Origin of the sequence: Tautonia rosea, assembly GCF_012958305.1 — a bacterium.
GTDB lineage: Bacteria > Planctomycetota > Planctomycetia > Isosphaerales > Isosphaeraceae > Tautonia > Tautonia rosea.
Genome location: NZ_JABBYO010000007.1, coordinates 240,669 through 266,312 on the forward strand (window position 1 = coordinate 240,669; position 25,644 = coordinate 266,312).

Below are 25,644 nucleotides of genomic sequence, written 5' to 3' on the forward strand. Positions count from 1 at the left end.
GCCCGGTCATCGTTCGGGAGCGTGAAAGCCGCACGACGATCTCCTGTTGCGTTCGATTGCCCTGGTGCTCGACCATTTGCTCTGTTCTGGTGAACCCGAGATGACCCTGACCGTGAATCGAAACATGCTGCCGGCTCGGCAGACCGAAGCCTGTGATGGTGTGGTCTGGTGCGGGAACGTTGACTACTGGTATCACAACCGGGGTCATTCGTCCGTCCGCATGGCGGTTCGCCTGGCAAAGCGGGGCATGCCCACGCTCTGGATCAACAGTATCGGCATGCGGATGCCGGTCCCCGGTCGAACCGAGATTGCCTGGAGCCGATACACGCGAAAGCTTGGCAGCATGCTCCGCGGTCTGCGTCGCGACCCGGAAACCGGCATGTGGGTCTATTCTCCCCTGTTCGTGCCGAAGTACTCGCCGAAGGGGATCGAGCTGAACGGGCGGTTGCTGGCCTGGCAAATTGCCGTTTTGCGTCGGTGGCTAGGAATGAAGCACGCCTCGGCTGTCGTGTCGATGCCCACCATGGGACCGGCGGTCGAACGCCTGAACTGGACGCGCACGGTCTTCGAACGGTGTGACGACTTCGGATCGATGCCGGGGGCCGATCATGCCACCATCGCCCCGCTCGAACGTCGACTCGTCACCGGGTCCGACGTGGTCATTTATGTCAACGAAGGGCTGATGGAGGCCGAGCGCGGCCTGTCGTCTCACGCCGAGCTGATCGGCCACGGTGTCGATTTCGAGCGATTTGCCCAGGAACGTCCGGAGGGACGGCCTCCTGAAGGACCTCGGCCGAACGCATTGCAGGGACTTCCCCGGCCGATCATCGGCTTCTACGGCGGCATGGACGACTACCGGATGGATCGCGAGTTGCTGGTCCGGGTCGCCCGGCACGCGGCGGCTCGGGGGGGATCGCTCGTTCTGATCGGCCCGGCACAGATGGACCTCAGCTCGATCCTGGCCGAGCCGAACGTTCGACACATCGGCCAGATGCCTCCCAACGACCTGCCGGCCTTCGCCGCTCATTTCGATGTCGGCATCATTCCCTTCCTTCGAAATGAATTCAACGAGAGTTGTAATCCGATCAAGATCAAGGAATACCTTGCGATCGGTTTCCCGGTCGTGGCTTCCCAGCTTCCCGCGTTCGATCCGTACGACGGCCTGATCGAACAGGCCACCACGCATGACGAATTTTTGCAAGCGATCGACCGCGCCTTGCTCGACGACACTGCCGAACGGACCCGAGCCCGCCGGGCGACGGTCGCGGAGGATAGTTGGGACCGTGTGACCGATCGCATTGCCTTGCTGCTCGGCTGTCCTCCCTCGGCCGAGGGGGCAGACGCATCGGCGATCTTTTGACTTGCGAGCAATCCGCCTTCGCTCAGGGAGCCCAGGGAGACGAGGTTAGCCACCAGGTCATCGTCTGGGTCACGCGGTCGGAGGCATCTTGCTGGACAAAGTGGCCCGCGCCGGGGATGGTGATGAGGGTCAGGTCGTCGGCAATCCAGTCCCAGGTTCCGGCAAGGGCTCCGGGCAAGAGGGCGGTGTCGTCCAGGCCGTGAATCATCAAGACGGGGCACGAGACGGGAGGGAACTCGCGTCCTTCGAGGGCTTGATCGTAGGGCGGGCGCGGGTAGTTGGCCCGGTAATAGTTGAGCATGGCGGTGCGGGAGGATCGGCCGAACGCCTCGACGTAGATGGCTCGGGCTTCGGGATCCTGAACCCATCCGGCGAGCAGGGCGGGGGGGATGAGCGCCTCGGCCCCGTCGGCCTGGAAGTTCCGGGCGTACTGGCTGGCCCGTTGCTGGTCAGGGTTCTCGGCCAGCTCGCGGAGAAGACCCTTCGGATGAGGCAGGTTGAGGATCACCAGCCTCTTGGTCTGCTCGGGGTGCGCCATGGCGAACGACCAGGCGATCATCCCTCCCCAGTCGTGCCCAACGATCACGGCTGATTCCGCCTCGAAGTGTCGGACAACGGCCGCCACGTCCTCGACCAGGCGATCCAGGGCGTACGCCTCGACCCCCTCGGGCTGGTCGCTTTCGTTGTAGCCGCGCAGGTCGATGGCGACGACGCGGAAGTGCTTGGCGAGCGGAGGCATCTGGGCGCGCCAGGTGTACCAGAAGTCGGGGAAGCCGTGCAGCATGATCACGAGCGGCCCCTCCCCCATCGTCGCGTAATGAATCTTCACGCCATTCGAGTCGGCCTTGCCGTGCGTGACGAGGTCGCGGATGTCGGGGGCCTTCGCCTCGGGAGCGTCGTCGATCGGCGCGACCAGGCCCAGCAAGATGACGATCGGCAGCAGCAAGCCAGGCATCGGTGGTCCTTCCTTCGCGAACGGTGGGAGTCGAATCACAAATGAGTCAAGCGATGCGTAACACGATCTTCCCGCGCGTGCGGCCGGTCTGGCTCTGCTCGTGGGCTTGCCGCACGTCGTCCAGCGGGTACACGTGTTCGATGACGGGACGGAGTTCTCCTTGCTCGGCAAGCTGAGCAAGGGTGGCAAGGTCGTCTCCACGAGGCTTGACCAGGATGATCGCTGCCCGTCGCCGAACGCCGAACGGCCGGAGAACCGGCAAGACCCCCATCCAGCCGATCAAGCTGGGCGAGGGCAGGGTCGAAACGTACGTTCCGTCAGGCTTGAGGATGTGGCGGGCCCGTCGGAAGCTGCTCCGAGCGACGGCATCGAGGAAGACGTCAAACCGTTCGTCTCGCTGCGTCACGTCGTGCACGGTGTAGTCGATCACGGTGTCGGCGCCGAGCGATCGGACCAGTTCGGCATTCGAGGCCGAACAGGTCCCCACGACCCGAGCGCCCAGCGCCTTGCCGATCTGAACGGCGAAGGTGCCGACTCCTCCCGAGGCGCCATTGATCAGGACCGACCCACCCGAAGGGACCTGGCCAAGATCGCGGAGCGATTGCAAGGCGGTCAGGCCGGCGATCGGGACCGAGGCGGCATCCTCGAAGCTCCAGACCTCCGGTTTCCGAGCGGCGGCCGATTCGGCGATGAGGGCGAACTCGGCATAGCTGCCGGTACGGCCCTTTCGCAGGTCGGCCATTCCGAAGACCGGATCACCCACCCGGAATCGAGTGACCCCCTCGCCGACGGCATCGACCTCGCCGGCCAGGTCGCCGCCGAGGATCAAGGGGAAGGTTGGTCGCAAGATCCCCTTGAGCATCCCGCTGCGAATTTTCCAGTCGACCGGGTTGACCCCCGCCGCCCGGACCCTGACCCGGATCATTCCCGGCTCCAGCTCAGGAGAATTGACCTCTCGGATCTGAAGCCGATCGGGGCCTCCGTATCCGTCGATCACGGCGGCTTTCATGCGTTTGGAACTCCAAGGACCCGAGGGCATTCCGGCCGAGGGTCGAAGGGGCGGGATTACCGAAGCTGGTGGCTCGGTGGCCAGCGGCGCGCTGACGGTGAGGATGCCCCCTATTACGACCAGGAGAACCGAGGGATGTCCAGGGGCCTTGGCTGCTGGACATCCCTCACTGGTCTGTCGTCGACGATTCGAGGACGGTTATTCCGAGGCTTCGGTCGCATCGGCACCGCGAGGAGCGTCCACGTCGAGACGGATCACGACATCCTTGTTGATGATATTGTCGCGGACGTCTGCCTCTGATCCGTAGACGATTCCCCAGATGGTCCGGTCGATCTTGAACTCGGAGTCGAGCGTGACCGCCGCGTCGGTAATGGCGACGGTTGCGGGGAAGCTCACCGACTTGGTGACGCCGTGCATCGTCAGGTTTCCGGTGATCTCGTGGGTTCCTCCACCGGAGGTGTCGGCCACGATCGCCGTCGAAACAAATTCCGATTCGGGGTACGTTTCGACTTCAAAGAAATCTTCATTCTTCAGATGGCCGGTCAGGCGATCGTTGTCCGACCAGATCGAGTTCATGTCGATCGTGACGAAGACGGAGCTGATCGAATCGCCGTCCGCCGGAAGCAAAAACTGGCCGGTGAACGACTTGAATCCGCCGTCGTGACTGCTGCCGACAAGCTTCGAGCCGACGAAGTCGATCTTGGACGACGAACCATCGAATGCTACTTCTTCGCCCTCAGCCGGAGCGGCGTCAGCCTCTCCTTCAGCCTCGGTTTCGGTTTCGGTGGCCGTGACGTCGGACTCGCCCGGAACGGGCTGGGCCTCGCCCACCTTGGCAGCGGTCACGTCGGCGGCCGGGTTCGAGCAGCCGGCCGCGGCCAAGAAGACGAGCAGCGAGCTCAGGGCAGACCATCGCGCAATGACGTTCATGGAAGTCGATCCTCAAGGAAAGTGGGAGTTCGAGAGACGGAACAGTGCGGAACGCGGCATTGCGCCGCGCCCCGGCGTCGGCCGATTGGCCCGAACCGGGCACCGGAAAACGCTTAGGGGTTCGGATCGTTGGGGGAGCAACGGGCCTTGGCGAGCAAGGTGTTGAGGGTTTGCAATTCGTCGGGATCGAGGTGGCCCAGCAGGCGGCGGTGCAGGGTGAGCACCGGTTCGTCAAGCCGGCCGAGCAGGTCGAGTCCCTCGGGGGTGATCCGGACCCGGACCACGCGACGATCGCGTTCGGATCGGTCACGAACGACCAGCCCGGCAGCCTCAAGGCGATCGACGAGCCGGGTGATGTCGGGCACCGAGGTGATCATCCGGCTGGCAATTTCGAGGCTCGGCAGTCCTTCGCCTCCTTCTCCGCGAAGAATCCGGAGGATGTTGTACTGGGCCGGGCTCAGCCCGTGCTGGCGGAACAGACGGATGAACCTCAGTTGTAGCCGGTCGGCTGTGCGCAGCAGGTTGAGCATCGCCTCCTGCTCAGGCACGGCGAACGGTTCCCGTTTTTTCAACTCCTGCTGAAGTCGGGAGCCAACCATTGAATCTCCCGGGAATCGAGTCGTCAGGAGGGTCCATCCACGGCGTCGGGATTCTACGGCCGGAGGAATGGTTGTGTCAACAACCAATAGGGGGTTCTCCAAGGTCTCTTGGCGATGGAATCGGGATTTTGGTTTAATCATCGACGATCGGGCCGGGGCGGAGTCGTCCCGGGACCGTCCCCCGGCACGCGGTGTAGGGGGAACTCGGGAGCGCCATTCGGATTTCCGCCGCGCGCGTGTCTCGACCGCCCGCCGTTCGTGGTGCGTCGAGGGAGTCGATCGCCCCCCTCCCGCGTCGGATCAAGGGATTTGAGACAGTCGTATGCATTTACCTCCTCGTAGCAAGGGTAAGATTGAGATTCATTCGCGGCAGTCGCCCCTGGCTCGCCGTGTGGGTCTTCGAGCCTTGACGTTCATCCACACCGCCGAGGCCGGAGGGGCTGCCCTGTTTCTGGCCGCTACTATCGCCATCTTCTGGGCCAATTCTCCGTGGCGAGACTCCTACGAGACGATCTTCCACACGCCGATGGAAGTGACCGTCGGCGCCTTCGCGCTCGCTCCTCCCTCCGAGCAGGCCAACGGCTCTGGCGAGGATCACGCGCATGATGATCAGGAGCATGGCGACCACGAGGGCGAGCCGGTCAACACGCTCGTCTCCGCAAGCATCGGAGGGGCCTCGGCCATCCCGCCAGCTCTGCCGGCCGAGTCGGCGTCGACCGAGGCGCACGATCATGCGGACGATCATCGCATGAACCTGCACCACTGGATCAACGATGGTTTGATGGTTCTGTTCTTCTTTGTCGTGGGGCTAGAGATCAAGCGAGAGCTGGTGCTCGGCGAGCTGGCCAGCTTCCGCAAGGCAGCCTTGCCTGCGGCGCTGGCGCTCGGCGGCATGATCATTCCGGCGGCAATCTATGCCCTGATCAACATGGCTCCCGGCGGTGTCGCACGCGGCTGGGGGGTGCCAATGGCCACCGACATTGCCTTTGCCATCGGCGTGCTTGCCTTGCTGGGCAACCGGGTGCCGAACACGATCCGGGTCTTGCTGCTGGCCTTTGCGATCGTCGATGACATCGGTGCGATCATGGTCATCGCGTTGTTCTACACCGAGCAGATCTCGCTGACCGCGCTGATGCTGGCGGTGGCGATGGTCGGGGTGGTCGTCATCATGCAGCGGATCGGTGTGCTCGACATATTTCCTTACATTCTGGTGGGAGGGGTCTTCTGGGCCTTATTGCTCAGTTCAGGGGTTCACGCCACGATTGCCGGGGTCGTGCTGGGCCTGATGACCCCCTCGGTCCCCTGGCTCGACATGCAGCGGTACTCTGAGGAACTGGACCGGCTGCAGGCCGAGTACAATGAGGCCATGCGCGTCAAGAACGAGGACGAGGCCAGCTTCATCCTTGGGAAGATCGAGCATCTGACCCAGATGACCGAGTCGATCCTCGATCGGTTGATCCGCTTCCTTCACCCCTGGACGGCGTTCGTTGTTCTGCCGATCTTCGCGCTGGCCAATGCCGGCGTGGTCATCAACGCCGAAAGCCTGAACATTGCCCTCGGCAGTCCGGTGCTCTGGGGAGTGGCCCTTGGCCTCTTCCTCGGCAAGCCGATTGGGACGACGCTGATGGCCTGGCTCTGTGTCAAGTCCGGGCTCGTCTCCCTCCCCGAGGGAACGAACTTCAAGCAAATCTTCGGGATTGGGATGCTCGGTGCGATTGGCTTTACGGTGGCCCTGTTCATCACCGATCTGGCCTTCATCACGCCCCAGAATACCGACGCAGCGAAGCTTGGCATTCTCATGGCCACGCTCGCCGCAAGCGCCGTGGGCTTGATCTACCTCAGAGCCGTGCTTCCGGAGCGGTTCTCCGGGGAAATGACCCCGGCCGAGGCGGCGCACCACTGATCGAGCGACTGCCGGATGTTGCACGAATGCAACCAGATCCGGGGCGGCTGCTTGTCGAACGGGTTCGCTCCGGCTTAGCATGTCGGGGCGAACCCGCGTTCGATTCGAACGTGTTGAATACCGTTCATTGCCATCTGGATTGTGCTCGATTTTTGAGGAGAGCATTTATGACCAGGCAGCACCTTCCCCTTGCGGCCGTTACGCTGCTTGGCGTGGTCTTCTCGGGAGTCGCGTCCCAGGTGGCCGAGGCCGGCTTCATCCTGCGAGAAGTGAAGGCCCAGGAGGTTCTCGACCCGATCGGCCTCTATCAGGCCGAGCTGTTCCTGGTCGGCCCGCCGGGCACGTTCTTCCAGGGATCGTCGAATCCCGCGGATCGCGACTACATCACGATCTACAACATCCCCGACCTGGCCGGCGACGTGAGTAAGCCCGTCGGCTGGCTGAGCAACCCCGAGATCATCACCCCCGGACTGCCTCCCGGCTTTAATGATCCGGCCATCCCGAATCTCACCTTCTCGTTTATCGCCGGCGACCGAATCTTTATCCCCACGGGCAAGACCGAGCTGTTCGTGGGCATCTTCTCATGGCAGACGTTCGAGAGCGCGAGGCCCCCGCTGGTCCCAAGGCTCAACTACTCCTGGCAGACCTCGCGGCTGGTCAACGGCGTCGAGACTCGGGAGACCGGCTTCGGCTCGGTGAAAGTCTTCATCATCCCCGAGCCTGCCTCGCTGTTGATGACTGCCGCGGGGCTCGGACTGGTCGGGGGGCTCGTCCGGCGCCGCCGCCGATCACGGCGCCCCGTCGACTCCGGAACAGCCTGACCTGACAGGAAATCGGCCCGGTCGTCACGGTGTCTCCGGCTCCGGGGCGTCGGTCGCGGTCTCCGATTCCGGTTGAAGCTCGACTGGAGGGGAGAGCAACGTGTCGAACTCGTCCCGATCGCGGAGCGGCCCGAACCGCTCGGCGCGGTCGCGGAGGAGGTCCCTGCTAACCCCGGCGTCGATCGCCACGCGAAGCTGGGCCAGCGCTCGCTGACCCAGCTCGGCCCTTAGCCCTTCGGATCGCGAGGGATTGAGAGCCGGGTCCGAGTCGATGGCAATGAGGCACTCGCCGAGCAACTCGGCCGCCCTGACCCGCAGCTCGGGACGGTTCGGCAGAGCTTCGGCCAGCTCCGAGGCGGTTCGGGCGGCCTCGGCGTAACGACCCTGAGCCAGCAGGGTTTCGACGAGTCGGCCGCTGGCCTGGTCGAGCGTCTCGCGGAGCATCGGGGCATTCATCGCCCTGGCCCCTTGACGTGCGTAGGTGATGGCCGCTTCCAGAGGTTCCTGAGCCGCTTCGGTCGCCCCTCGGTCGAGCCGCATTCCAGCCAGTTCCAGCGCCACGATGCTGGCCATTGAGTGCTCGGAGGCCCCGGCTTCGGGACCGTCGGCCAGCCCGATGAGCAACTCGGCCGATCGGGTGACTTCCTGCTCTGCCTCCTCCGGTCGGTCGAGCTCGGCCAGACGCTCACCCAGGTTGTAGTGCACCATGCCCAGATGCCGGGTCAGTGTCGGCGTCATCGTTTCCTGCTCGTCGGCCAGTTCCTGAAGGAGTGTGAGCGATCGCCGGATGGTTTGCTCCGAGTCGTCTCGTTTCAAATTGCCGAGGTTTGCCAGCGCCATTGCCAGGTCAGACCGCAGCGAGGCGTTCTCGGGGCGATCGGCGAGCAATGCCTCGAAGATGGTGATGGCCTCGCGGTAGACCTGTTCGGCCTGGTCCTCCTTGCCCGAGGCGGCCAGAATGGGCCCGAGCGTGCTGAGGCTCGCGGCCTCGTCCTGGCGGTAAGAGGGCCGGTCGGGGTAGGTCTTGGCCAGGGTGCCGAACAGATCGGCTGCCCTCGTCAGGTCGGCCTCCGCCGCGTCGAACTCTCCGAGGATGTCGAACAGGCGGCCGCGATTGAGCAGGGCCACGCCCCTCGCATCTGCGGTATCGGGAATGTCGGGGAAGCGTTCGTGAAGGGCCTCGGCAGCCGTGACGGCACGGTCGTAGGTCTCGCCGGCCTCGCTCTCGTTGCCTCGCTGTTCGAGCACCGTGCCCAGGTTGACCAGGGCCAGCACGCGGTCTCGGCCGATCTTCAGGGGTTCGGGTGCCATCTCGGCCAGTGCATCGTACAGTTCGACGGCGCGGCGTTGGGCCTGCTCGGCCTCCCTCAGGCGCCCGGCCGAGGAAAGCAGGACACCGAGATTCAGGTGTCCTCGGGCCAGGGCCCGGCGATATTCGAGGCGGCCCGGGAAATCCTCGGTGAGCCGTTCGAAGTGAGCCACCGATGGCCGGAGCGCCTTCTCGGCTCCGCTCAGGTCTCCCTTTCGACGGAGCAGGATGCCCAGGCTGTTTCCGGTCTTCGCCAGGCCTTCTCGGATTCGGGGGACGGTGGGCAGTTCGGCGAGCAACGGCTCCTGAATGGCCAGGGCGCGACGGAGCAAAGGCTCGGCCTCATCGGGGCGTTCCAGCATCAGGAGCAAGACGGCGAGGCCGTCGGTCACGGTGGCCAGCTCGCGACGCAGGGGGATCGATGCCTCGGCCTGATCGCCCAGCGGTTCGAGCCGGTCGATGGCGGATCGGTAGATCGATTCGGATTCCTCAAATCGTCCGGAAAGCTTCAGCAACTCGGCCAGCTCAGCCTCGGCACCGGCGATGGCCAGCGCATTGGCCGAACTGGGCGGTTCGTGTTCGGCGATGGCTTCGCAGGTGGCGATCGACTGGCGGAGCAAGGGCTCGGCCTCTTCGGCTCGACCCAGGGCCCCGAGCAGGTCGCCGAGATTGCTGCGAGCCTCGGCCAAAACCCGGTGTGCATCGCCTGCCTGAGGACCGGTGTGAGGTATGCTCGCCAGGCCGTCGATCGCCTGGCGATAGGCCTGCTCGGCTTCATCGAACCGGCCCAACCGGGCGGTAATGTCACCAATCCGGACTCGGGCGCGTTCCCGGTCGAGCGCGGCCGACCGGCCGAGGCCGCCTTGCTGAACAAATCCTGTATAGAAGGCCAGCGCCTCGTTGATCGACCGCCGCAGGGCGTCGTCGATGGGGGGAGCAACCAGCCCGTTCCCGGTCTCGGTGCCGGGGGTGTCCGGTCCGGTTCGTCCTTCCAGTCCGGCCAGGGCTCGACGGAGGAAATCCTCCTGCCGGGGATCGGAAAGATCGCCAAGAATTGTGTCGGCGACTTCGAGATACATGTCATCAACGGCGGATCGGGCCAGCCCTTCCATCCGGGCGGCGCGGTCGCGCTCTCGGCCGATCAGGGCGGTGCTGAGAGTCAGGGCCGGCACGGCGGCGAGCATCAGGGCCGAGGCCACGGCCACCGCGGTCCGGTGCCGTCGGGCCCATCGGCCGGCCCGAATCGTGAAGGGTTCCCGGTACACGCTGACTGGCTCGTCGGCGAGCCATCGGCGAAGGTCTTCGGCCAGTTCGGGGACCGTCTGATAACGGTCGGCCGGCAGGCGGCTCAAGGCGCGGAGACAGATGGCCTCCAGCGGTTTCGGGACCGAGGCATTGAGCGATCGAGGGGGGGGCGGGGCATCGTCTCGGGCTCTTCGAAGCAGTTCGGTCGCGTCCTTGCCGACGTGAGGAGGCCGACCGGTCAGCAGCTCGAAAAGGATCGCGCCGAGGCTGTAGATGTCACTGGTCGGGCCGAGTTCCTCGATCGCACCGCGGGCCTGTTCCGGAGGCATGTAGGCCGGAGTGCCCAGGATCTGACCGGCGATCGTCTCGGATCGCTCGGGATCGAAGACGACGAACGGGGCTCCCGGAGCGTGGTCACCGGGAGCCGAGGTCGTCATCGGGTCCGGTCCCCCGGCCGGGCGGGCCAGACCCCAGTCGAGCACCAGGGCCTCGCCGAAATCACCGAGAACGACGTTCTGCCCCTTCAGGTCGCGGTGAATCACCCCCCGAGTGTGCGCGAAGGCCACGGCGTTGCAGACGTCGAGGAAGGTGTCGAGCAGCCGACGCAGCTCCATCGTCGATTCGGCCCGCCCCTTGGCCTTGTTGCGGTGATAATCGGCAATGGCTCGGGCCAGGGTCCGGCCTCGTACGAAGCGCATCGTGTAGTACGGGCGGCCGTCTTCCGGGTGGTGGCCCAGCTCGTGAACGGGAACGATGTTCGGGTGTTCGAGCTGGCCGGTGATCCGGGCCTCGGTGATGAACCGATCCCAGAGCGTCGGGTGGTCCAGGCTCTCCGGCTTCAGCTCCTTCAAGGCGACCTCTCGGCCCAGAACCAGGTCGCGGGCTCTCCAGATTTCACCCAGCCCGCCCTGGGCATGGAGCTGCGTGCGGGTGTAGCGGCTCGCGCTGAATTCGCCAGACGAGTGCCCCAGCGGTTCGAGCCCGATGAAGCGTCGAGGGACTGGTTTGGTGGCGTCGATGGTCGTTCCGATCACCTCGCCGCCGTCCTGGGTGTCGATGGTCGCCTGGAACCGGAAGTCGGCTGAGACCGATGCGTTCGGTATCGCGGCCGAGGGGGGGGCGGACGTATCGATCGTTGCCTCGAAGGCAGGCAAGCTCAGGGCGGTCATCGCCGTGCGGACCTGATCGTCGGCCACCGCTGCCCAGAGCCCCTGGGGATTGCCGTCGAATTGCTTCAACAAGGCATCGAGCTGCCCCTGAAGCTGGTCGCGGACCTCGGCGCTGAGGTCGCCATGCCGGACAAGGAGATCCGCCAACGGTTGGGGTGATTGCGACCGGGCCTCGAACGCGAGGGCCAGCCGGTCAGAGCTGATCTGTTGCGATCGCAAGGCCAGGGCGGCGAACAACGCGTCGTGGTCAATGCTCATGCGAACGAGCCTCGGTTCAAGACGAGGAAACCGACAAGCCAGGAGGAACGCCGCGACATCGTCAGTCTCTCGTGGCGACGATTCATGGTAGCGAAGAATGGTACGCCGTCGAATGGGGCTGCCCGGATCGGACCACTGGCCACGCTGTGGAGTCGAGGACTCGACAGGAGCAAGCGAGGCGGACTTGTTCCCCGAGGGTCGTTGCGGATACCCTGGAACAGGTCCGTGATCTCCGCATTCTCTCCTTTGCATTGTGCGGCCGGTTCTGAGGCGAGACAATCGTCCTGCCTGGCAACCGCGGGAGCGATCCCCTCATGGCCGATTCCAGCTCGTCCGAATACGATCTCGCTCCTCCCCCGAGCGGCTCGCCCTCCTCCAAACGGCCGCCGTCTTCGAAGTCGGCCGATGAGGGAAGCGCCCCGCCGTCTCAATCGTCCGGGCCTCGACAGCCACCGAAGCCGTTGCCGAGACTCTCGCGCACGGCTCCTCCTGCAGAGGAGACCGACGCCGAAGCACCGCGGCCGACCGGGTCCGGGGCGCCTCGAACCTCGCGACGTGATCGCAACGCCGAGCGGCTCGCCCGACGCAAAGGGGCGGCCGTTGAGGAGGACGACGAGCCTGGGACTCGGACCCTCGCCACCCCGACACCGACGCTTGACACCGTCGAGACTCGCGGGCGCGTCCGCCTGATCCTCGGCATCATGGCGTTTGTCGCTGTGGGGCTGGCCATCGCGATGATCGTTCGGGCCGTCGGCGGAGGCGGCTCCGATATGTCCGACGTCTACGTCATCGACTCGACCCAGATGTTCGGGCCGCCGACCGTCAACGCTCGGGATGCCCTGCCGACGACCGATCCCAACGATGCCGAGGAGGCGGCCCAAGGCCTGCTCGGACGCGCTCGAACGGCCCTGACGATTCAGCTCGCTCACTCGTATCTCCAACGCATCGTTGACTCCTATCCCGACACCCAGACGGCCGCGACGGCCCGCGAAGCCCTGGAGCGGATTGCCAATCGCCAACCACCGTTCCCGGATATCCCCTCGCTGGCGCCGGAGGTGATTGTTCTCGCTCCCGCTCCCGAACCGGCTCCGGACACTGTCGCCGATCGAATCGTTGCTCCCCCGCCGCAACCGCAACCCGAACCAGAACCGGCACCAGAGCTGGTCGTCCGGGTCTTGCCGAACGGCTTCTCGCCGGCTTCTGGTGCCGAGGAGGACTCGTCGGGCTGGCCATCCCGGATCGTCTGTGAGCGGGACGGCATGACAATGGTTTTGGTCCCTGGGGGGGTCTACATCATGGGCCGAGACGGCGGGCCTCCGTCGGAAGGCCCGGCCCACCGGGTTGAGCTGCCGCCGTTTTACCTGGACGAGCATGAAGTGACCGTCGAGCAGTTCGCCCGCTATCGAGACGCCCTGACCCAGCGGGGCGAGACGGTCTTGCCGAAACCTGAGGAATTGACCCGGCTCGGCTTGACCCCTCGGCATCCGGTCGTACTGACCTCGGCCCAGGAAGCGCTTCGGTACGCCGAATGGGCCGGGAAGTCGCTGCCCACCGAGGCCCAGTGGGAAGCCGCCGCCCGAGGCCCCGAAGGGCTGATCCGCCCGTGGGGAGCCGCACCTCCTCCCTGGCCCCGGCAACGGACCAACCGCTCGATCGAGCCCGTCAGGGCCTACCCTGCCGACCGATCAGCCGCGGGGCTGTTCGACATGGCCGCCAATGCCTGGGAATGGACGGCCGACTGGTTCGAAGGGGGAGCGTATGGGGATCGGGCGAGGTTCGTCGCGTACAACCCGGGAGGACCGGATCGCCCGTCGTCTCAGCCCCCTCGGCAGACCGTCCGGGGTTCCTCGCCGTCGCACGACCTGACCTACCGTGAAGGGATGCCGATCACCACCCGCTTGCCTTACCTCGGCTTCCGCTGCGCCCTGAACGTGGAAGGCTTGCCGGTCGCCGGGGCGGGTCCAAGGCTGATCCAGGCTCCGTCCTCGTACACGCCGGGAGTGCCACCGACGGTTCCGGCTCGTCCACCCCAGCCGCAGCCTCCCCGGCCGCAGCCGCCGGCAAACACGGGAACCCTGGTCCCGTTCTGATGAGCAGGGACGAGGTGATCGTGTCCAGATGGTGGTGGCCGGCAGGTGGCTCGGCGGGGAGATTCGGCACATCGCGCCGGGCTCAGGAACCGCGTTGACAGGGGAGGCGATCCCGGCTAAAGTCCCCCTGCACGTCGCGGCCATGATCGGCTGGATGGGCGCAACACGTGACTCAGCAACAGGTTCGGCCCCTTTGCGTCGTCTGATCGGTTGATGGTCCCGGTCCGAGTGCGGGCGGCCCCACGGACGAGGCTGCACACCGGCTCGCACCGAGGTGACGGGCGAGGGCAAGTCATGGAAGATCACCCCGCCGGTCCGGCATGTCCGGAGCCCCGGGGGCAGTGGTCGCTTTCGGTGGTCGTTCCCGTCCGAGACGGAGGCGATGCACTGACCCACTGCCTCCGGGCGCTCCGTGTTTCGGTCGGTGTCACGTTTGAACTGATCGTCGTCGATGACGGCTCCCGGGACGATTCGAGCCGCAAGGCCGAGGAAGCCGGGGCCGTGGTCGTGCGGCACGATCGGCCGCTCGGACCGGCCGCGGCACGGAATAACGGGGCTCGGGCGGCCTCGGCGCCAATCGTCTTTTTCCTCGACGCCGATGTGTCCGTGCATCCCGATGCCCCCCGGAAGGTGCTCGAACGCTTCCAGGCCGATCCGGAACTCGGGGCTCTATTCGGCTCGTACGACGACCGGCCGACGGCACCGGGCCTGGTCAGCCGGTTCCGAAATCTTCTGCACCACGACACGCATCAGCGGGGGACCTTTCAGAACGAGGCCCGCCCGGCCCATACGTTTTGGACCGGATGCGGGGCCATTCGCCGCGATCTGTTCCTGGCGATGGGAGGCTTCGACCCCCAGCTTTACCGACGACCGGCGATCGAGGACATCGAGCTGGGCTACCGCCTGACCCGGGCCGGTCATCGGATCGAACTGGTTCGGGACATTCAGGTCACTCATCTGAAACGCTGGACGCTCCGGGAGGTGATCCGGACCGACATCGCCCGGCGCGGGGTCCCCTGGACCTTGCTCATGCTGCGCTCCGGGGTGGCCGAGACGGACTTGAACGTCAGTGTCACCCAGCGGGCGAGCGTGGCGGCAACGGCCCTGACGGGGCTCGGCTTGCTGGTCTGCCCGATCGATCCGAGGGGCCTGATTCTGGCCGCCCTCGGGCCGTTGGCGGTGGTGGGTCTCAATGCTCGGTTCTACCGGTTTTTGGCTCGACGGATTGGCATGCTTCGATCGGTGATGAGTGTGCCGTTGCATCTGCTCTACTTCGTTTGCTGTGGACTGTCGGTGCTGATTGCCCTGGCGATCTGGCTTGGTCAGCGACGGGTGAGGCAGCCGATTGCCGATCGGCAGCCATTGCGACCGAGGACCGATGCACCCGCCGAGGTGACTGCCGCCGGTCCGCACAGCCTGATCCCTCAGCCCGCTCCCCGGAGGCGCTCCCCATGGTCCCGGACCGAGACGCTCCCCTGAGACCCCTCGCGCCGAAGGCGGGTTCGACTGCCGAGGCCTCGATCTCGACCGTGGCGGTCGTCCGATCCGACAACCGACGGGGGGCTGTGGCCGAGGCCCTTGCCCTCCTCGACGCCGAGATCCGGCCGATTCTGACTGGTCCGGCCGTGGTCCTGTCGCATCTGGAGCCTCGCCGAGCCGATCCGAAGCCGCTGTCGAGCCTGCTCGATCTGCTGCTCTCGGCCGTAGTGGGTGAGGTGGTTGTGGCCTCGGGGTGCTCCAACGCCGAGACGATCTTTGATCGATCCGGGTTCCGAAAGGAATGCTGGGGCCGGGCGGTTCGGTTCCTTGATCTGCCTCGGGATGAGGAACGCTGGCGGACGATCGAGCGGCCGGGGGTCGGCACAATTCGCCTGGCGGAGACGGTGGCCTCGGCCGGTTGCCGGATTGCGTTGACGCCGATCGGTTCGCTGAAGGGATGGCACGGGATGCCCGCGGGGCGTCGGGCAATGTTGGGATCGCTTCACCCTGACGACCGATCCCGCTTCGACGGGGTGCCGATCCGACGCGCCTGGCCCGATCTGAGCGTGGTCGAAGGCCCGATCGGCCGGTTCGGCAGCGAGGTGGTCGCCATTGCCGGGATCGACCCGACGGCCGTGGATGCGGTGGCGGCGTCGGTGCTGGGTCTCGATCGAGGACGTCATGCGGGGGTCATCCAGGGTGAACTGGAGCCGCCGCGCATCTCGGTCATCGGCGACCCGATCGCTCCGGAGCCTGTTCGGAGTTGGCGGCCGTCACTGTCGCTTGGCAACGGCTTGCGTCGGGACGCCGGACACGGGAATCCCGAAGGGGGTTCCTGATGCGAATTGGCGTGGATGGGGGCTGCCTGAGCAATCGTCGGGGGTTCGGTCGCTTCTCCCGGTCGTTGCTGGCGGCGCTTGGTCGGGTGGCCGACGGTCGAGAGTTCGTGGTGTTCGTTGATCGGCCGTCGCTGGATCATGTCGAGGTCCCCGAGGGGTTCGAAACGGTGGCCGTGCCCGTTCGGGAAGCCCCGAGCCTGGCGGCCTCGGCCGAGGGGAGACGACGGGTGGCCGACCTGCTGGCCTTCAGTCGGGCCGCGGCGGGGGCGAAGCTCGATGCGATGGTCTTTCCCTCGTCGTACAGTTTCTTCCCGGTCTGGAACGTTGGTCGGGTCATCGTGACAATCTTTGATGCGTTGCCATTGATCTATCCCGATCTGGTGTTCCCGAACCGACGGGGAAGGCTGTTCTGGACGGTCAAGGAGCGGGTGGCCGTGCATTCGGCCGATCGGATCCTGACGACATCTGAGGTGTCTCGCCGCGACCTGATGCGGCACTACCGCCTGACCGGCGATCGGGTGGGCCTGATCGAGGCGGCCCCCGATCCGATCTTCCGGCCGTTGCCGTCTGGCCCGGCCTCGGACGAGGCCATCAGGCGGTATGGCCTGCGGCCGGGAGAGCGATTCCTGCTGTACGTGGGCGGGTTGAGTCCTCATAAGAATCTCGTTCGGTTGCTTCAGGCCTTTGCGCGATCGGCCCCGAGCGAGGTACGTCTGGCGATCGTTGGCGACTTTGGCGACGTCTTTCTCACGCATGCTCCGGAATTGCAGGCCGAGGTGGAGCGGCTGGGGATGTCGCATCAGATTGTGTTCACAGGATTCGTTCCTGACGTTGATCTGGTTCATCTGTACGGGAGGGCTGAGGCGCTGGTTCAGCCGTCGATGCTGGAAGGGTTCGGCCTGCCTCCGGTCGAGGCGATGGCGTGCGGCACGCCGGTGCTGGCGAGTACGGCCGGGTCGCTGCCCGAGGTCGTTGGCGAGGCGGGGCTGTTTTTCGAGCCGACCGATCTCGACGCCATGACCAGGGCAATTGCCGCGCTGCTCGGCGACCGTGACACCCGTTCCCGACTGGCCGATGTAGCCCTGCACCGGTCGGCCCGATTTACCTGGGACGCGGCGGCCCGGCAACTGCTGGAACATCTCGACAGTCTTGGCCCGGATACTCACTTGAGGGTCGCTTGATATGACCATTTGCGTTGTAACCCGATCACTGGCACCCTCGATTCCGGCCGTGGCAATGGCCCAGACCCTTGCTGCGATGGGGCATCGGGTGGTGGTGCTTCTGGCACCGGCCGACCACTCGCGTGAGTTGCCGTCCGAGCAGACGATCGAATCAAGGGGGATGGAGATCCATCGTCTGGCGACCCCTCGATGGCTGAGGAGGGTCGGGGGGCGTCGGGGGCGTCGTCTGGCGATCGCCCAAGCCCTGCGAAGGCTGGAGCCGCAGGTCGTCCATCTGACCGACGAGGGCGATCGGGGGGTCGCCGTTCCGCCGGGATCTGTGGTGATTCAGAGCACTTCACGTGCTGAACCGCTGCGAGGGGCGGATGCGACCGTGACGCCTGACGGCCGATTCTTCGACCGATCGGGCAGGCTAATGGAGTGCCCCGGGGTGCCGCCGATGCCGAAGTCGCTGGCTGTGGCCGATGGGCTTGATCCGGAGGTTTCAGCCTCTCAATGGCGGGTGTTGACGTACCTGGCTGGAGTGGACCAGCTTCGCCGATCGCGACGAGTTCGGCTCGATGGGCCTCATGCCGGAGCATCGTCGCGGTCGATCCCTTTCCCTGGCCGATCGACGGGTCGACCGACTCCGATGGGGGCGATGGGAACGATATGACACGAGTTCGTTTCGAGAGCCAACCGCGCGGACAATCGAGTTCGTTTCGAAAATTGGGATTGAGCGGGGATGGCTGGCGAGAGGTCTGTCCGAAACGGCCGGTCTGAGCCCGGTCTGCGGGCTCGGTGCGCCGAGACGAGGGGCTCGGTGCGCGGGATTCAGAGGGAGGCGTGGGGCTGTTTGTCCCAAACTCGGAATGGGTTGCGTCGATCTGGCGAAATCCGTTTCGGAGAATGGCATCTCGGAATTGGGTTCGTATCGTACGGGTCCTTGTCGTCGACGTGCGCCTGACCGTTTGAGGCATGGTGTGCCTCAAGGTGAACGATCCGGTGCGCTTCGAAACGGGGTTCAGTGCGCTTTGGGTGTGCGTCTGGGTGCGCCTTGGGGGCTGTGCGATTTCGGTATCGTGATCGAGTTGCCAAAGAAGGGCCTTGATCCTTCGGGACTATCGCGGAACGGAGGCCGGAAGGCGACACAGTTCTGAAGAGTCGAGGCGCAACGGGATCGAAACCCGCCTCTCTTAGTCTCGTGAAAACGGGGCGAGGGAGTCACACAAAATGAAGGGCTCGGAATTTTTTTCCCTTGCGAGAACAGGGGATGAGCAGGCGAACAACTGGTTTTGGCGGGGAGCGCGGGAGGGGACGGGGATCGCACGAAGGGTCGATCGCGTCGAGGAGCACGATTCGAGGCATTGCCGGTCTCGAACGAAGGTAACGATTTGAGTCCCATCGCCCCCGATCGGAAGGTCGTGGGGTGATGAGGCCTCTGAGGAGGGGAGGAGGGTGGCCAAGCCGAAGGGCAGGGCGCTTGCAACTTCGGTCGCGTCCTCCGTGCGCCTGGTCTGCAGAAAACGGACGATCCGGGGAGTGAAGGGTGATGGGAGCGTCTTCGACGACACCACAGAAAGGGGACGCGAAAGGCCAGCCGAGAGAGGTTGGAATCGTTGAGGGCTCGAAGGGGGTATCGTCTGGAAATGGGAGGGCAGGGGGGGGATGATCGGGGGGCATTGTCGTCAGAAAGGTCGGCGGGGGTCGACCGACGTGAGCGAAGTCTCTGCAGTTCGAGGAGCTATCGAAGATGAGCGCACCACGCAACAACGCCTCCCGACGGACGTTCCTGATGAGTGCGGCAGCCGCCTCGGTCGGCGCGATCGCATTCCCGACGGTCGTGCCCGCGAGGGCGCTAGGACGTGATGGAGCGGTCGCGCCAAGTGACCGGATCGTTCTGGGAACGATCGGCGTGGGAGGCCGGGGGCGGGGGCTCAACCGGATGTTCCTCCAGCATGCTGATGTGCAACTGGTGGCGGTGTGCGACGTGGACGCTTCACACCGACAACAGGCAGTCGTGGAAGTAAATGAACAGGTTGGCAACGATGATTGCGCCTCGTATCATGATTTTCGAGAGCTGATTGCCCGGGACGACATCGAAGCGGTGATCGTGGCCACGCCGGACCACTGGCACGCGATTCCGACGATTGCCGCGGCGCATGCGGGCAAAGATATATACTGCGAGAAACCCTTAACGAACACCGTGGCCGAAGGGCGGGCGATCGTCGATGCGGTGAATCGCCACCAGCGGATCCTTCAGGTCGGCAGCCACGAGCGATCAGGGGACAACGCGCGGTTCGCCTGCGAATTGGTGCAGAACGGTCGGATTGGGCGGGTCCACACGGTGCGGATCAACCTTCCCGACAACGACAATCACCACCAGGAAGCCAAGGGCCTGGCTGAGGTGCCTGGACCGGAGCCGATTCCCGACGGGTTCGACTACGACTTCTGGCTCGGCCATACCCCTCGCGTCCCGTTTGCCGAGGCGCGCTGTCACTTCTGGTGGCGGTTCAACCTGGCCTACGGTGGCGGCGAGATGACCGACCGCGGTGCGCATGTGATCGACATCGCTCAGCTCGGCCTGGGCACGGATCACACCGGCCCGGTTCACTTCGAGGCCAAGGGTCGACGGGGCGAAGGGTTATATGATGTTTTTTGGGATTATGAGTTCACCAATACGTACGCCGATGGGACGAAGCTGGTCGGTTCGACCGAGGGCCCGCGCGGTTTGAAGTTCGAAGGTGAGGACGGTTGGATCTTCATCGAGATCCATGGTGGTCGGCTCGAAGCCTCCAGCCCGTCGTTGCTGGAGGAGACGATCGGTCCGGATGAGGTCCACCTTGGCCGCAGCCCCGGCCATCAGCGGAATTTCCTCGACTCGGTTCGCAGCCGACAACGCCCGGTTGCCCCCGCCGAGGTCGGCCACCGGACCGCCACCATCTGCCACCTGAACACCCTGGCGATGCTCACCGGCCGCCCCCTCACCTGGGACCCCGAAGCGGAACAGGTCACCAACAGCGAGGACGCCAACCGCTTGCTCTCTCCCATGATGCGCAAGCCCTGGTCCCTCTGATCGTCTCCTCGCTCCCCTCGCCCGGCGTCCCTCGAGCGTTGCGACGCCGGGTTTCCCTCCGCGCTCCTCGTCCCACCGGCACCTTCGCCACCTCCTTGACCCGGCCACCCTGGCGCATTACCATGCCCTAGGATCGACCGTTCTTCGGGAGCACCAACGGTGCGTTCGAGCCCCATCTCCCGAACCTCGGCCCTTGCCAAAGCGGGCGTAATTCAGTGGTAGAATGCCAGCTTCCCAAGCTGGACGTCAGGGGTTCGAATCCCCTCGCCCGCTCTCGACCTCACCTGCACCGATTTTTTTCAGGTGACTGCCCACGGAGCTGAAGCCGGAGGCCTTGGGCACGGCGACGACGCTGGTCGATGAGGTCATCGTGGCCGTCCTGGACCTGGCCGAGGGTCAAGACAGGCCGGTCGGCCCGCCAATCGGTTCGGCGCGCTTGTGATGCGAGATCGGCTTGTCTTTTGGCGCACAAACGAATCTCCATGAGGAGGCGGGATCGGGAGGGGTTGCGCTTCTTCGGAGGGACGCCGGGAGTCCCGGGTGGGTCCCTGGTAGAGGATGCAGACGCGGTGCCCTTTTGGAGGGATGGCCACCCGGCATCCTTGGATCGAGGGGAGCTATTGTCCGGGCCGAGGCGGATCGGAGAGGTCGCGTTGCAGGGCCGTCAACTCCGACGAGTCCAACACCCGGTCATAGAACAGGACATGGGCGACGGCGCCGGCGAAGAAGCCGCGGGCGAAGGGGGGGAGGTTCGGGTCGTTGCTCCAGAAGCGGGCACCGACGGTCAGCTCGTCGAGGCGGAGGATCCCCTCTTGCCTGGGGATCGAGCCCTGCGGCCGGCCGTCGATGGAGAGTTGCACGCCGTCGGGCCCCGGCCGGCTGGTCACACTGATCGTGACGAATCGGCCGAAGGGGAGCGATTCGGTCATCAGGTTGCGGACCCCGATGAACCCCGGCCCCTCGACCATCAGGGTGGAGAATTCGTCTCTTGGCTCGGGCATCAGGTCGATGTTGAAGCCGGACTGGTAGTCGTTGCGGTCGAAGGCGTTGCCGGAGATGAGCCCGGGCCAGCCTCGGTTGTGATCCGGCTGCACGACGAGCACCGCGGTGAACTCCCGAGCCGTGAGCCCGGCCATCGACGCCACGAGCGCATCGTCGTTGCCATCGAACCGGACTGCCGGACGGCCGCCGCGGTCCTCGAACCGAGGTTGTGCCTCGATTCGACGCTGGCGGGGATGCCGCCCGTAGCCGCTGGCATCGGGCCAGACGGCGACCGGGCTCCCGGTGGCCAGTGGCTCCAGGCCCAGAGCGGAGCGGCCCTGGTTGATGCGGCCGGCGTCCAGCCACCAGCGGAGCCCTGCCTTTACCGGTAGGGACACATCGGCCCAGGGCTCCGATCGCCGCGGTGGAGCGGAGAACTGGACGTACCGAGAGTCGCCGCCTGCCTCCACGTAGGCCAGGAGGTCGAGCACCTCCTCCCGGTCCAGCGTGTTCAGCAGGCCGGCGGGCATGAGCGAGACGTCCGATCCGGAGCGCTCCTCGACCTGATCGGCCGGGATCAGCCGGGGCTGATCTGCCTGGGACGGGTCGGTGACAACCTGGAGCGTGCCTTCTTCCTCGGCGACGACGAGGCCGCTGAGCACCTGGCCATCGGCCAGGGCCAGGATCTGGGACCGATAGGCCTCGACAATCGAGTGAGAGGGCTCGACGATTGAACGCAGCAGGGCGCCGCCGGGGTCGAGTTCGGCGGCCAATCGCTGGCGGACGTCGGTCAGGTCGGGCCCGGCCACGCCCCCCGAGCCCGCGATGCGGTGGCAGGCCACGCAGGAAGCGACCCGGAAGAGCTGCTCGCCCCGGGCGAACGACCGGGGCCGGGCCGCATTGTCGAGCAGCGGGCGGAGGTCGTCGTAAGACCATTCCCGGATGACGGGACGGACCTGCGGTGGCAGTTCCAGCAACGCCGGATCGACGTCGACCGGCGCCCCGGCCTGAGGCACGTCGACGCCAGCACTCCAGAGGATGCCGTTGACCAGCATCCGCCGGAACTGGGGGATCGCGAAGTTCTCGTGGAAGTGGCCCAGGGTGGTGCCGAAGCTCCGGCCCCCGTCGGCACGCTCCAGCACCCAGGCCACCGTCTGCGCCGTCCCGTCGACGTCGACCGAGAGGACCGGCCTCGCGTCGGGGCTGAACTTCAGATTGAGGTAGAACTCGTCGTGCAGGTCATAGGGCGCCCAGCCGAGGGAGACGGGGTGATCCGGCTCGACCTGGCGGAGCGGTCTGGTGTCGACCTTCAGCCCGCTATGATCGAAGTTGAACCAGCCGCCGAGGATGTCGAGGAATCGCGGGCCGACGTCTTGCTCGGCCCCGGTCGACCAGTGGATCGCCGAGAAGCCGACCCCGCGATTCAGCAGCGCCTCGGCCTGGTGGCGGTGCTCGGGGCTGAGCAGGATGTCGCCGCTTGGCCGGGAGTAGTAGACGATCGCGTCGGCATCTTCCAGGATCGTCCCGTCCGCGGGCCAGTCGAGCTCTGGGGAGACGACGGCCTCGACGCCCGGCGTCTGATTCAGGCAGGCGGCCAGGATACGGCACACGTCGGAATACATGTGCGTGGCCCAGGGATGATCGAGCTTCGTCGGGATGAGGACGATCTTCGTCGTCGCCTCGCGCTCGGCCTGCTTGCGGGTGAGTGCTTCCGGAGCGTCGCGGAACTCCAGCCAGGCGAGGCTCAGGCCCTTTCCAATTGGTTCGGGCGTTGTGGCGCTCGGGGCACCAGCGAGGAGGGCGACCACGTACAGGTCATGGGAGCCGACCGGATCGGTAAGGGGGGTCGTCTGCTCGCGATAGATCTCGCCGAGGGCGTCGGAGGCACCCTGGACGGCCACGCGGGCCAACTCGGGACCGTCAGGTGCACCGACTCTCAGGGCGAAGGCCCCGTCCTCGCCGTCGAAGGCGGCGACGCTCCAGGTAACCCGATCGATGTCGGCCAGGTTCACGTCGCGGAAGGCGATCCAGTCTCCCGGGGTGAAGCGGGCGACCATCCCGGCCTGTCGCTCGAAGACGTCGACCAGATCGACACCTTGTCGACGGTCGGCCGAGGAGGCCGGCTTGCGTCGGGCATGGAGCACGATCGACGACTCGGCCCGCAGCGGCGGCGCCCCCTCGGCGCCGTCATCGGTGTACTCGGCGGTCAGGGTCAGCACGCCCGGTCCCGGCCCAGCGGGCGACCCCGTCGGCTCGGCCCGGAAGAACCCGCGAGTCCCCGGCACGGGGGCCGGTGTGTCGTCCTGGGCGAGTGAGAGGATCCAGTCGACCATCAACCTGGTCTGGCCTGTGTCGTGCTGCGGGTGCGGGGGCATTGGCTGGTCTCCCCAGACTCCTGCCCCGCCCGAGACGATTTTCGAGGCGAGCCGCTCCCGGGCCTCGGGATCCTCCGCATACTTCCTGCCGACCTCTCGGTAGGGAGGCCCGGCCGATGCGGCCCTGGTGGTGTGGCATGAGAAGCAGGTGGTCTTCCGCATCAGTTCGAGCCCGGGATGGGCGGCCGACCCGGAGGCCAGGTCATCACCCGGATCGGCACGTCGGCTGAGGAACGCGCGGTTCAGCAGCACGCGTCCCGGAGCGATCGCCCCCTGATCGGACGAGCCGTCCTCCGAGTCGGTCACCCGGATCTCGTATCGGATCGTCTCTCCCGGGTCGAAGAACGAGCCATGGACTGGGGACACCAACGTGACCGACGGCGGGGCGTTGCCCACGCGCACGGTTGACACGGCCGAGGAAGAGGCGCCGGAGCGGTCGGTCACCACGACGGCAACCCGGTGGCTGCCTGGCTCGTCGAAGGTGAACTCGGCCAAGGGGCCGGACCGATCGGGAGCTGGCCGGCCGTCGACCTCCCAGGCGAACGAGAGTACGTCATCGGGATCGCGGTCTGAGGAGCCGGTCGCATTCATCCGAACCAACAGCGGGTGCTTCCCGGCCGGAGGATCGGCGGCCAGTCTCGCCTCCGGGGCACGGTTGCCGCGGCGATAGACGAGGCGGACGACCTGGGCGTCGGTGTTTCCGTACCAGGTGTCGCCGTATTCGAGCAGGTAGAGTGTCCCATCGGGCCCGATTTCCATGTCGATCGGCTTCCGGAACGCCATCGCGGGGAGGAACGGCTCGACCGAGGCGAGCTCGCCCGCCTCATCACGGCGGACGATGTGGATCCAGTTGCGCGTCCATTCGTAGATAAAGAGCACGCCATCGAGTTCGTCGGGTAGTCTCAGCGGGGAGTTCTGGAACCCGTCGGCGTGATAGACCGGGCCTGCCATTGCAGACCGTCCGCCGCTTCCGAGACTCGGAAATCGGTTCGACGGGCCGGAGGGGTACCACAGGTAGGCCGGCCGCGGCGGGGGCAGCTCGCGAGCTCCGGTGTTGTTGGGCGAGTCGTTGACGGGCCGGGCCGGGTCGAAGGGAGGGCCGGCGGTGCGAGTCGCGAAGTCGAAGTCGCGGTACGCTTCGTTCGGGCCGACGAACATCGGCCAGCCGAAGTTGCCGGCCTGGGGAGCCCGGTTGAACTCGTCGTAGCCGTTGGGGCCGAGTCCCAGGTCGAGCTGGATGTTCGGCCCGACGTCCCCCCAGTAGACGCATCCGTCCCGGTCGTCGACCGTCACCCGGAAGGGGTTTCGGCAACCCATCGCGTAGATCTCCGGCCGGCCCCGGGCCGGGTCGTCGAACAGGTTCCCCTTGGGGATGGTGTAGGTCCCGTCCGGCTCGGGGTGGATCCGCAGGACCTTCCCCCGGAGATCGAAGCTGTTGGCGCTGGTGCGCATCGCGTCGAAGTTCTCGCGGCCGGGGCGACGGTCGACCGGCAGCTCGGGGATCGGCGGGCAGTTGTCGCCGGTGCCGATGTGGAGGTTCCCAAGGCCGTCCATGTGGAGCCCGCCTCCCATGTGGACCGCGCCGCCGGAGTCGATCGGGTAGTCGAGCAGAGGGACCTCGGAGGCGAGGTCGAGGCCCGCGTCCGCGAGGGTGAACCGCGAGAGTCGCATCGTCTCCGGCGCGTCCTTCGGGCAGAAAAAGAGGAAGATCCCGCCAGTCCGCTCGAACTCGGGATCGCGTGCCAGGCCGAGCAGGCCGACCTCACCGTAGAGCGCGACCGGGATCGTGGCCAGGTCTTCGACCGTGCCTGTGCCTGCCGATGCCCGCCGCACGCGGCCTGCACGCTCAATGAAGAGCACGTCCCCGCCCGGCAGCACTTCGAGCTGGATCGGGTCCTCGCACCCGGCGGCGACGACCTGCTTCTCGAACCGGAGCGGGTCGTACTCAGCGCCGGCGGGCATGGCGGCGGCGAGGGCCGCCATCAGGGTGACGAGGACCGAGCGCCGTCCGGAGGCGATGTGCTGGGGTTTGATGAAGGTGCGGTCACGCGAGGCGGGCTTCATGGCTGATCTTCCTCGTTCGGGC

Annotated in this window: 15 protein-coding genes and 1 tRNA gene; 10 read left to right on the plus strand and 6 right to left on the minus strand. The window is 66.0% G+C overall.

Going from position 1 to position 25,644, the window contains the following annotated elements:
* Positions 1-46 precede the first annotated feature (46 nt).
* Positions 47-1,360 (plus strand): glycosyltransferase, encoded by a 1,314-nt coding sequence (locus HG800_RS14425; protein ID WP_169977333.1) that lies wholly within the window; start codon positions 47-49, stop codon positions 1,358-1,360.
* Between the two features lie 22 nt (positions 1,361-1,382).
* Here HG800_RS14425 and HG800_RS14430 read toward each other — a convergent pair whose 3' ends face one another.
* The 4 genes from HG800_RS14430 to HG800_RS14445 form a co-directional block, all read right to left on the minus strand.
* A complete protein-coding gene (locus HG800_RS14430; RefSeq protein ID WP_169977334.1) occupies positions 1,383-2,315 on the minus strand; it encodes an alpha/beta fold hydrolase in 933 nt (310 codons plus the stop codon).
* Positions 2,316-2,361: 46 nt separating this feature from the next.
* Positions 2,362-3,324, minus strand: coding sequence for an NAD(P)-dependent alcohol dehydrogenase (locus HG800_RS14435; protein WP_169977335.1), 963 nt, complete (start codon positions 3,322-3,324; stop codon positions 2,362-2,364).
* 198 nt (positions 3,325-3,522) lie between these two features.
* The gene (locus HG800_RS14440) at positions 3,523-4,254 is read right to left on the minus strand and encodes a YceI family protein (RefSeq protein WP_169977336.1); all 732 of its coding nucleotides are present in this window, start codon (positions 4,252-4,254) and stop codon (positions 3,523-3,525) included.
* 113 nt (positions 4,255-4,367) lie between these two features.
* The gene (locus HG800_RS14445) at positions 4,368-4,853 is read right to left on the minus strand and encodes a MarR family winged helix-turn-helix transcriptional regulator (RefSeq protein ID WP_169977337.1); all 486 of its coding nucleotides are present in this window, start codon (positions 4,851-4,853) and stop codon (positions 4,368-4,370) included.
* Between the two features lie 322 nt (positions 4,854-5,175).
* Between HG800_RS14445 and nhaA the strand changes: the two genes are divergently transcribed.
* Together nhaA and HG800_RS14455 are read left to right on the plus strand one after the other, a co-directional pair.
* Complete coding sequence (gene nhaA / locus HG800_RS14450; protein ID WP_169977338.1) at positions 5,176-6,756, plus strand: Na+/H+ antiporter NhaA; 1,581 nt, start codon at positions 5,176-5,178, stop codon at positions 6,754-6,756.
* 167 nt (positions 6,757-6,923) lie between these two features.
* On the plus strand, positions 6,924-7,577 hold the full coding sequence (locus HG800_RS14455) for a PEP-CTERM sorting domain-containing protein (RefSeq protein ID WP_169977339.1): 654 nt from the start codon (positions 6,924-6,926) through the stop codon (positions 7,575-7,577).
* A gap of 24 nt (positions 7,578-7,601) precedes the next feature.
* On the opposite strand, the gene HG800_RS14460 is transcribed toward HG800_RS14455, so the two are convergent.
* Entirely contained in the window at positions 7,602-11,558 is a 3,957-nt protein-coding gene (locus tag HG800_RS14460) for a serine/threonine-protein kinase (protein WP_169977340.1), read from the minus strand.
* A gap of 314 nt (positions 11,559-11,872) precedes the next feature.
* Between HG800_RS14460 and HG800_RS14465 the strand changes: the two genes are divergently transcribed.
* The 7 genes from HG800_RS14465 to HG800_RS14495 all read left to right on the plus strand — a co-directional run bounded on the left by HG800_RS14465 (position 11,873) and on the right by HG800_RS14495 (position 20,475).
* Entirely contained in the window at positions 11,873-13,648 is a 1,776-nt protein-coding gene (locus HG800_RS14465) for a formylglycine-generating enzyme family protein (protein WP_169977341.1), read from the plus strand.
* A 294-nt stretch (positions 13,649-13,942) separates the two neighbouring features.
* Positions 13,943-15,127, plus strand: a complete 1,185-nt coding sequence (locus HG800_RS14470; RefSeq protein ID WP_169977342.1) for a glycosyltransferase family 2 protein — start codon at positions 13,943-13,945, stop codon at positions 15,125-15,127.
* Entirely contained in the window at positions 15,100-15,966 is an 867-nt protein-coding gene (locus tag HG800_RS14475) for a hypothetical protein (protein WP_169977343.1), read from the plus strand. The genes HG800_RS14470 and HG800_RS14475 overlap by 28 nt, the downstream gene beginning before the upstream one ends.
* The gene (locus tag HG800_RS14480; RefSeq protein ID WP_169977344.1) at positions 15,966-17,147 is read left to right on the plus strand and encodes a glycosyltransferase family 4 protein; all 1,182 of its coding nucleotides are present in this window, start codon (positions 15,966-15,968) and stop codon (positions 17,145-17,147) included. Before HG800_RS14475 ends, HG800_RS14480 begins: the two co-directional genes overlap by 1 nt.
* Position 17,148: 1 nt before the next feature.
* Entirely contained in the window at positions 17,149-17,802 is a 654-nt protein-coding gene (locus tag HG800_RS14485) for a hypothetical protein (RefSeq protein WP_169977345.1), read from the plus strand.
* A gap of 1,077 nt (positions 17,803-18,879) precedes the next feature.
* On the plus strand, positions 18,880-20,202 hold the full coding sequence (locus HG800_RS14490) for a Gfo/Idh/MocA family protein (RefSeq protein ID WP_169977346.1): 1,323 nt from the start codon (positions 18,880-18,882) through the stop codon (positions 20,200-20,202).
* Positions 20,203-20,403: 201 nt separating this feature from the next.
* Positions 20,404-20,475 (plus strand) — tRNA-Gly (locus HG800_RS14495).
* Between the two features lie 344 nt (positions 20,476-20,819).
* Here HG800_RS14495 and HG800_RS14500 read toward each other — a convergent pair.
* Entirely contained in the window at positions 20,820-25,622 is a 4,803-nt protein-coding gene (locus tag HG800_RS14500) for a PQQ-dependent sugar dehydrogenase (RefSeq protein WP_169977347.1), read from the minus strand.
* Between the last annotated feature and the right edge of the window lie 22 nt (positions 25,623-25,644).

What these genes read in the sequence shown, in the direction of transcription:
- HG800_RS14430 (WP_169977334.1), bottom strand. Translation starts at nt 2,315, where the DNA reads ATGCCTGGCTTGCTGCTGCCGATCGTCATCTTGCTGGGCCTGGTCGCG.
- HG800_RS14435 (WP_169977335.1), bottom strand. Translation starts at nt 3,324, where the DNA reads ATGAAAGCCGCCGTGATCGACGGATACGGAGGCCCCGATCGGCTTCAG.
- HG800_RS14440 (WP_169977336.1), bottom strand. Translation starts at nt 4,254, where the DNA reads ATGAACGTCATTGCGCGATGGTCTGCCCTGAGCTCGCTGCTCGTCTTC.
- HG800_RS14445 (WP_169977337.1), bottom strand. Translation starts at nt 4,853, where the DNA reads ATGGTTGGCTCCCGACTTCAGCAGGAGTTGAAAAAACGGGAACCGTTC.
- nhaA (WP_169977338.1), top strand. Translation starts at nt 5,176, where the DNA reads ATGCATTTACCTCCTCGTAGCAAGGGTAAGATTGAGATTCATTCGCGG.
- HG800_RS14455 (WP_169977339.1), top strand. Translation starts at nt 6,924, where the DNA reads ATGACCAGGCAGCACCTTCCCCTTGCGGCCGTTACGCTGCTTGGCGTG.
- HG800_RS14460 (WP_169977340.1), bottom strand. Translation starts at nt 11,558, where the DNA reads ATGAGCATTGACCACGACGCGTTGTTCGCCGCCCTGGCCTTGCGATCG.
- HG800_RS14465 (WP_169977341.1), top strand. Translation starts at nt 11,873, where the DNA reads ATGGCCGATTCCAGCTCGTCCGAATACGATCTCGCTCCTCCCCCGAGC.
- HG800_RS14470 (WP_169977342.1), top strand. Translation starts at nt 13,943, where the DNA reads ATGGAAGATCACCCCGCCGGTCCGGCATGTCCGGAGCCCCGGGGGCAG.
- HG800_RS14475 (WP_169977343.1), top strand. Translation starts at nt 15,100, where the DNA reads ATGGTCCCGGACCGAGACGCTCCCCTGAGACCCCTCGCGCCGAAGGCG.
- HG800_RS14480 (WP_169977344.1), top strand. Translation starts at nt 15,966, where the DNA reads ATGCGAATTGGCGTGGATGGGGGCTGCCTGAGCAATCGTCGGGGGTTC.
- HG800_RS14485 (WP_169977345.1), top strand. Translation starts at nt 17,149, where the DNA reads ATGACCATTTGCGTTGTAACCCGATCACTGGCACCCTCGATTCCGGCC.
- HG800_RS14490 (WP_169977346.1), top strand. Translation starts at nt 18,880, where the DNA reads ATGAGCGCACCACGCAACAACGCCTCCCGACGGACGTTCCTGATGAGT.
- HG800_RS14500 (WP_169977347.1), bottom strand. Translation starts at nt 25,622, where the DNA reads ATGAAGCCCGCCTCGCGTGACCGCACCTTCATCAAACCCCAGCACATC.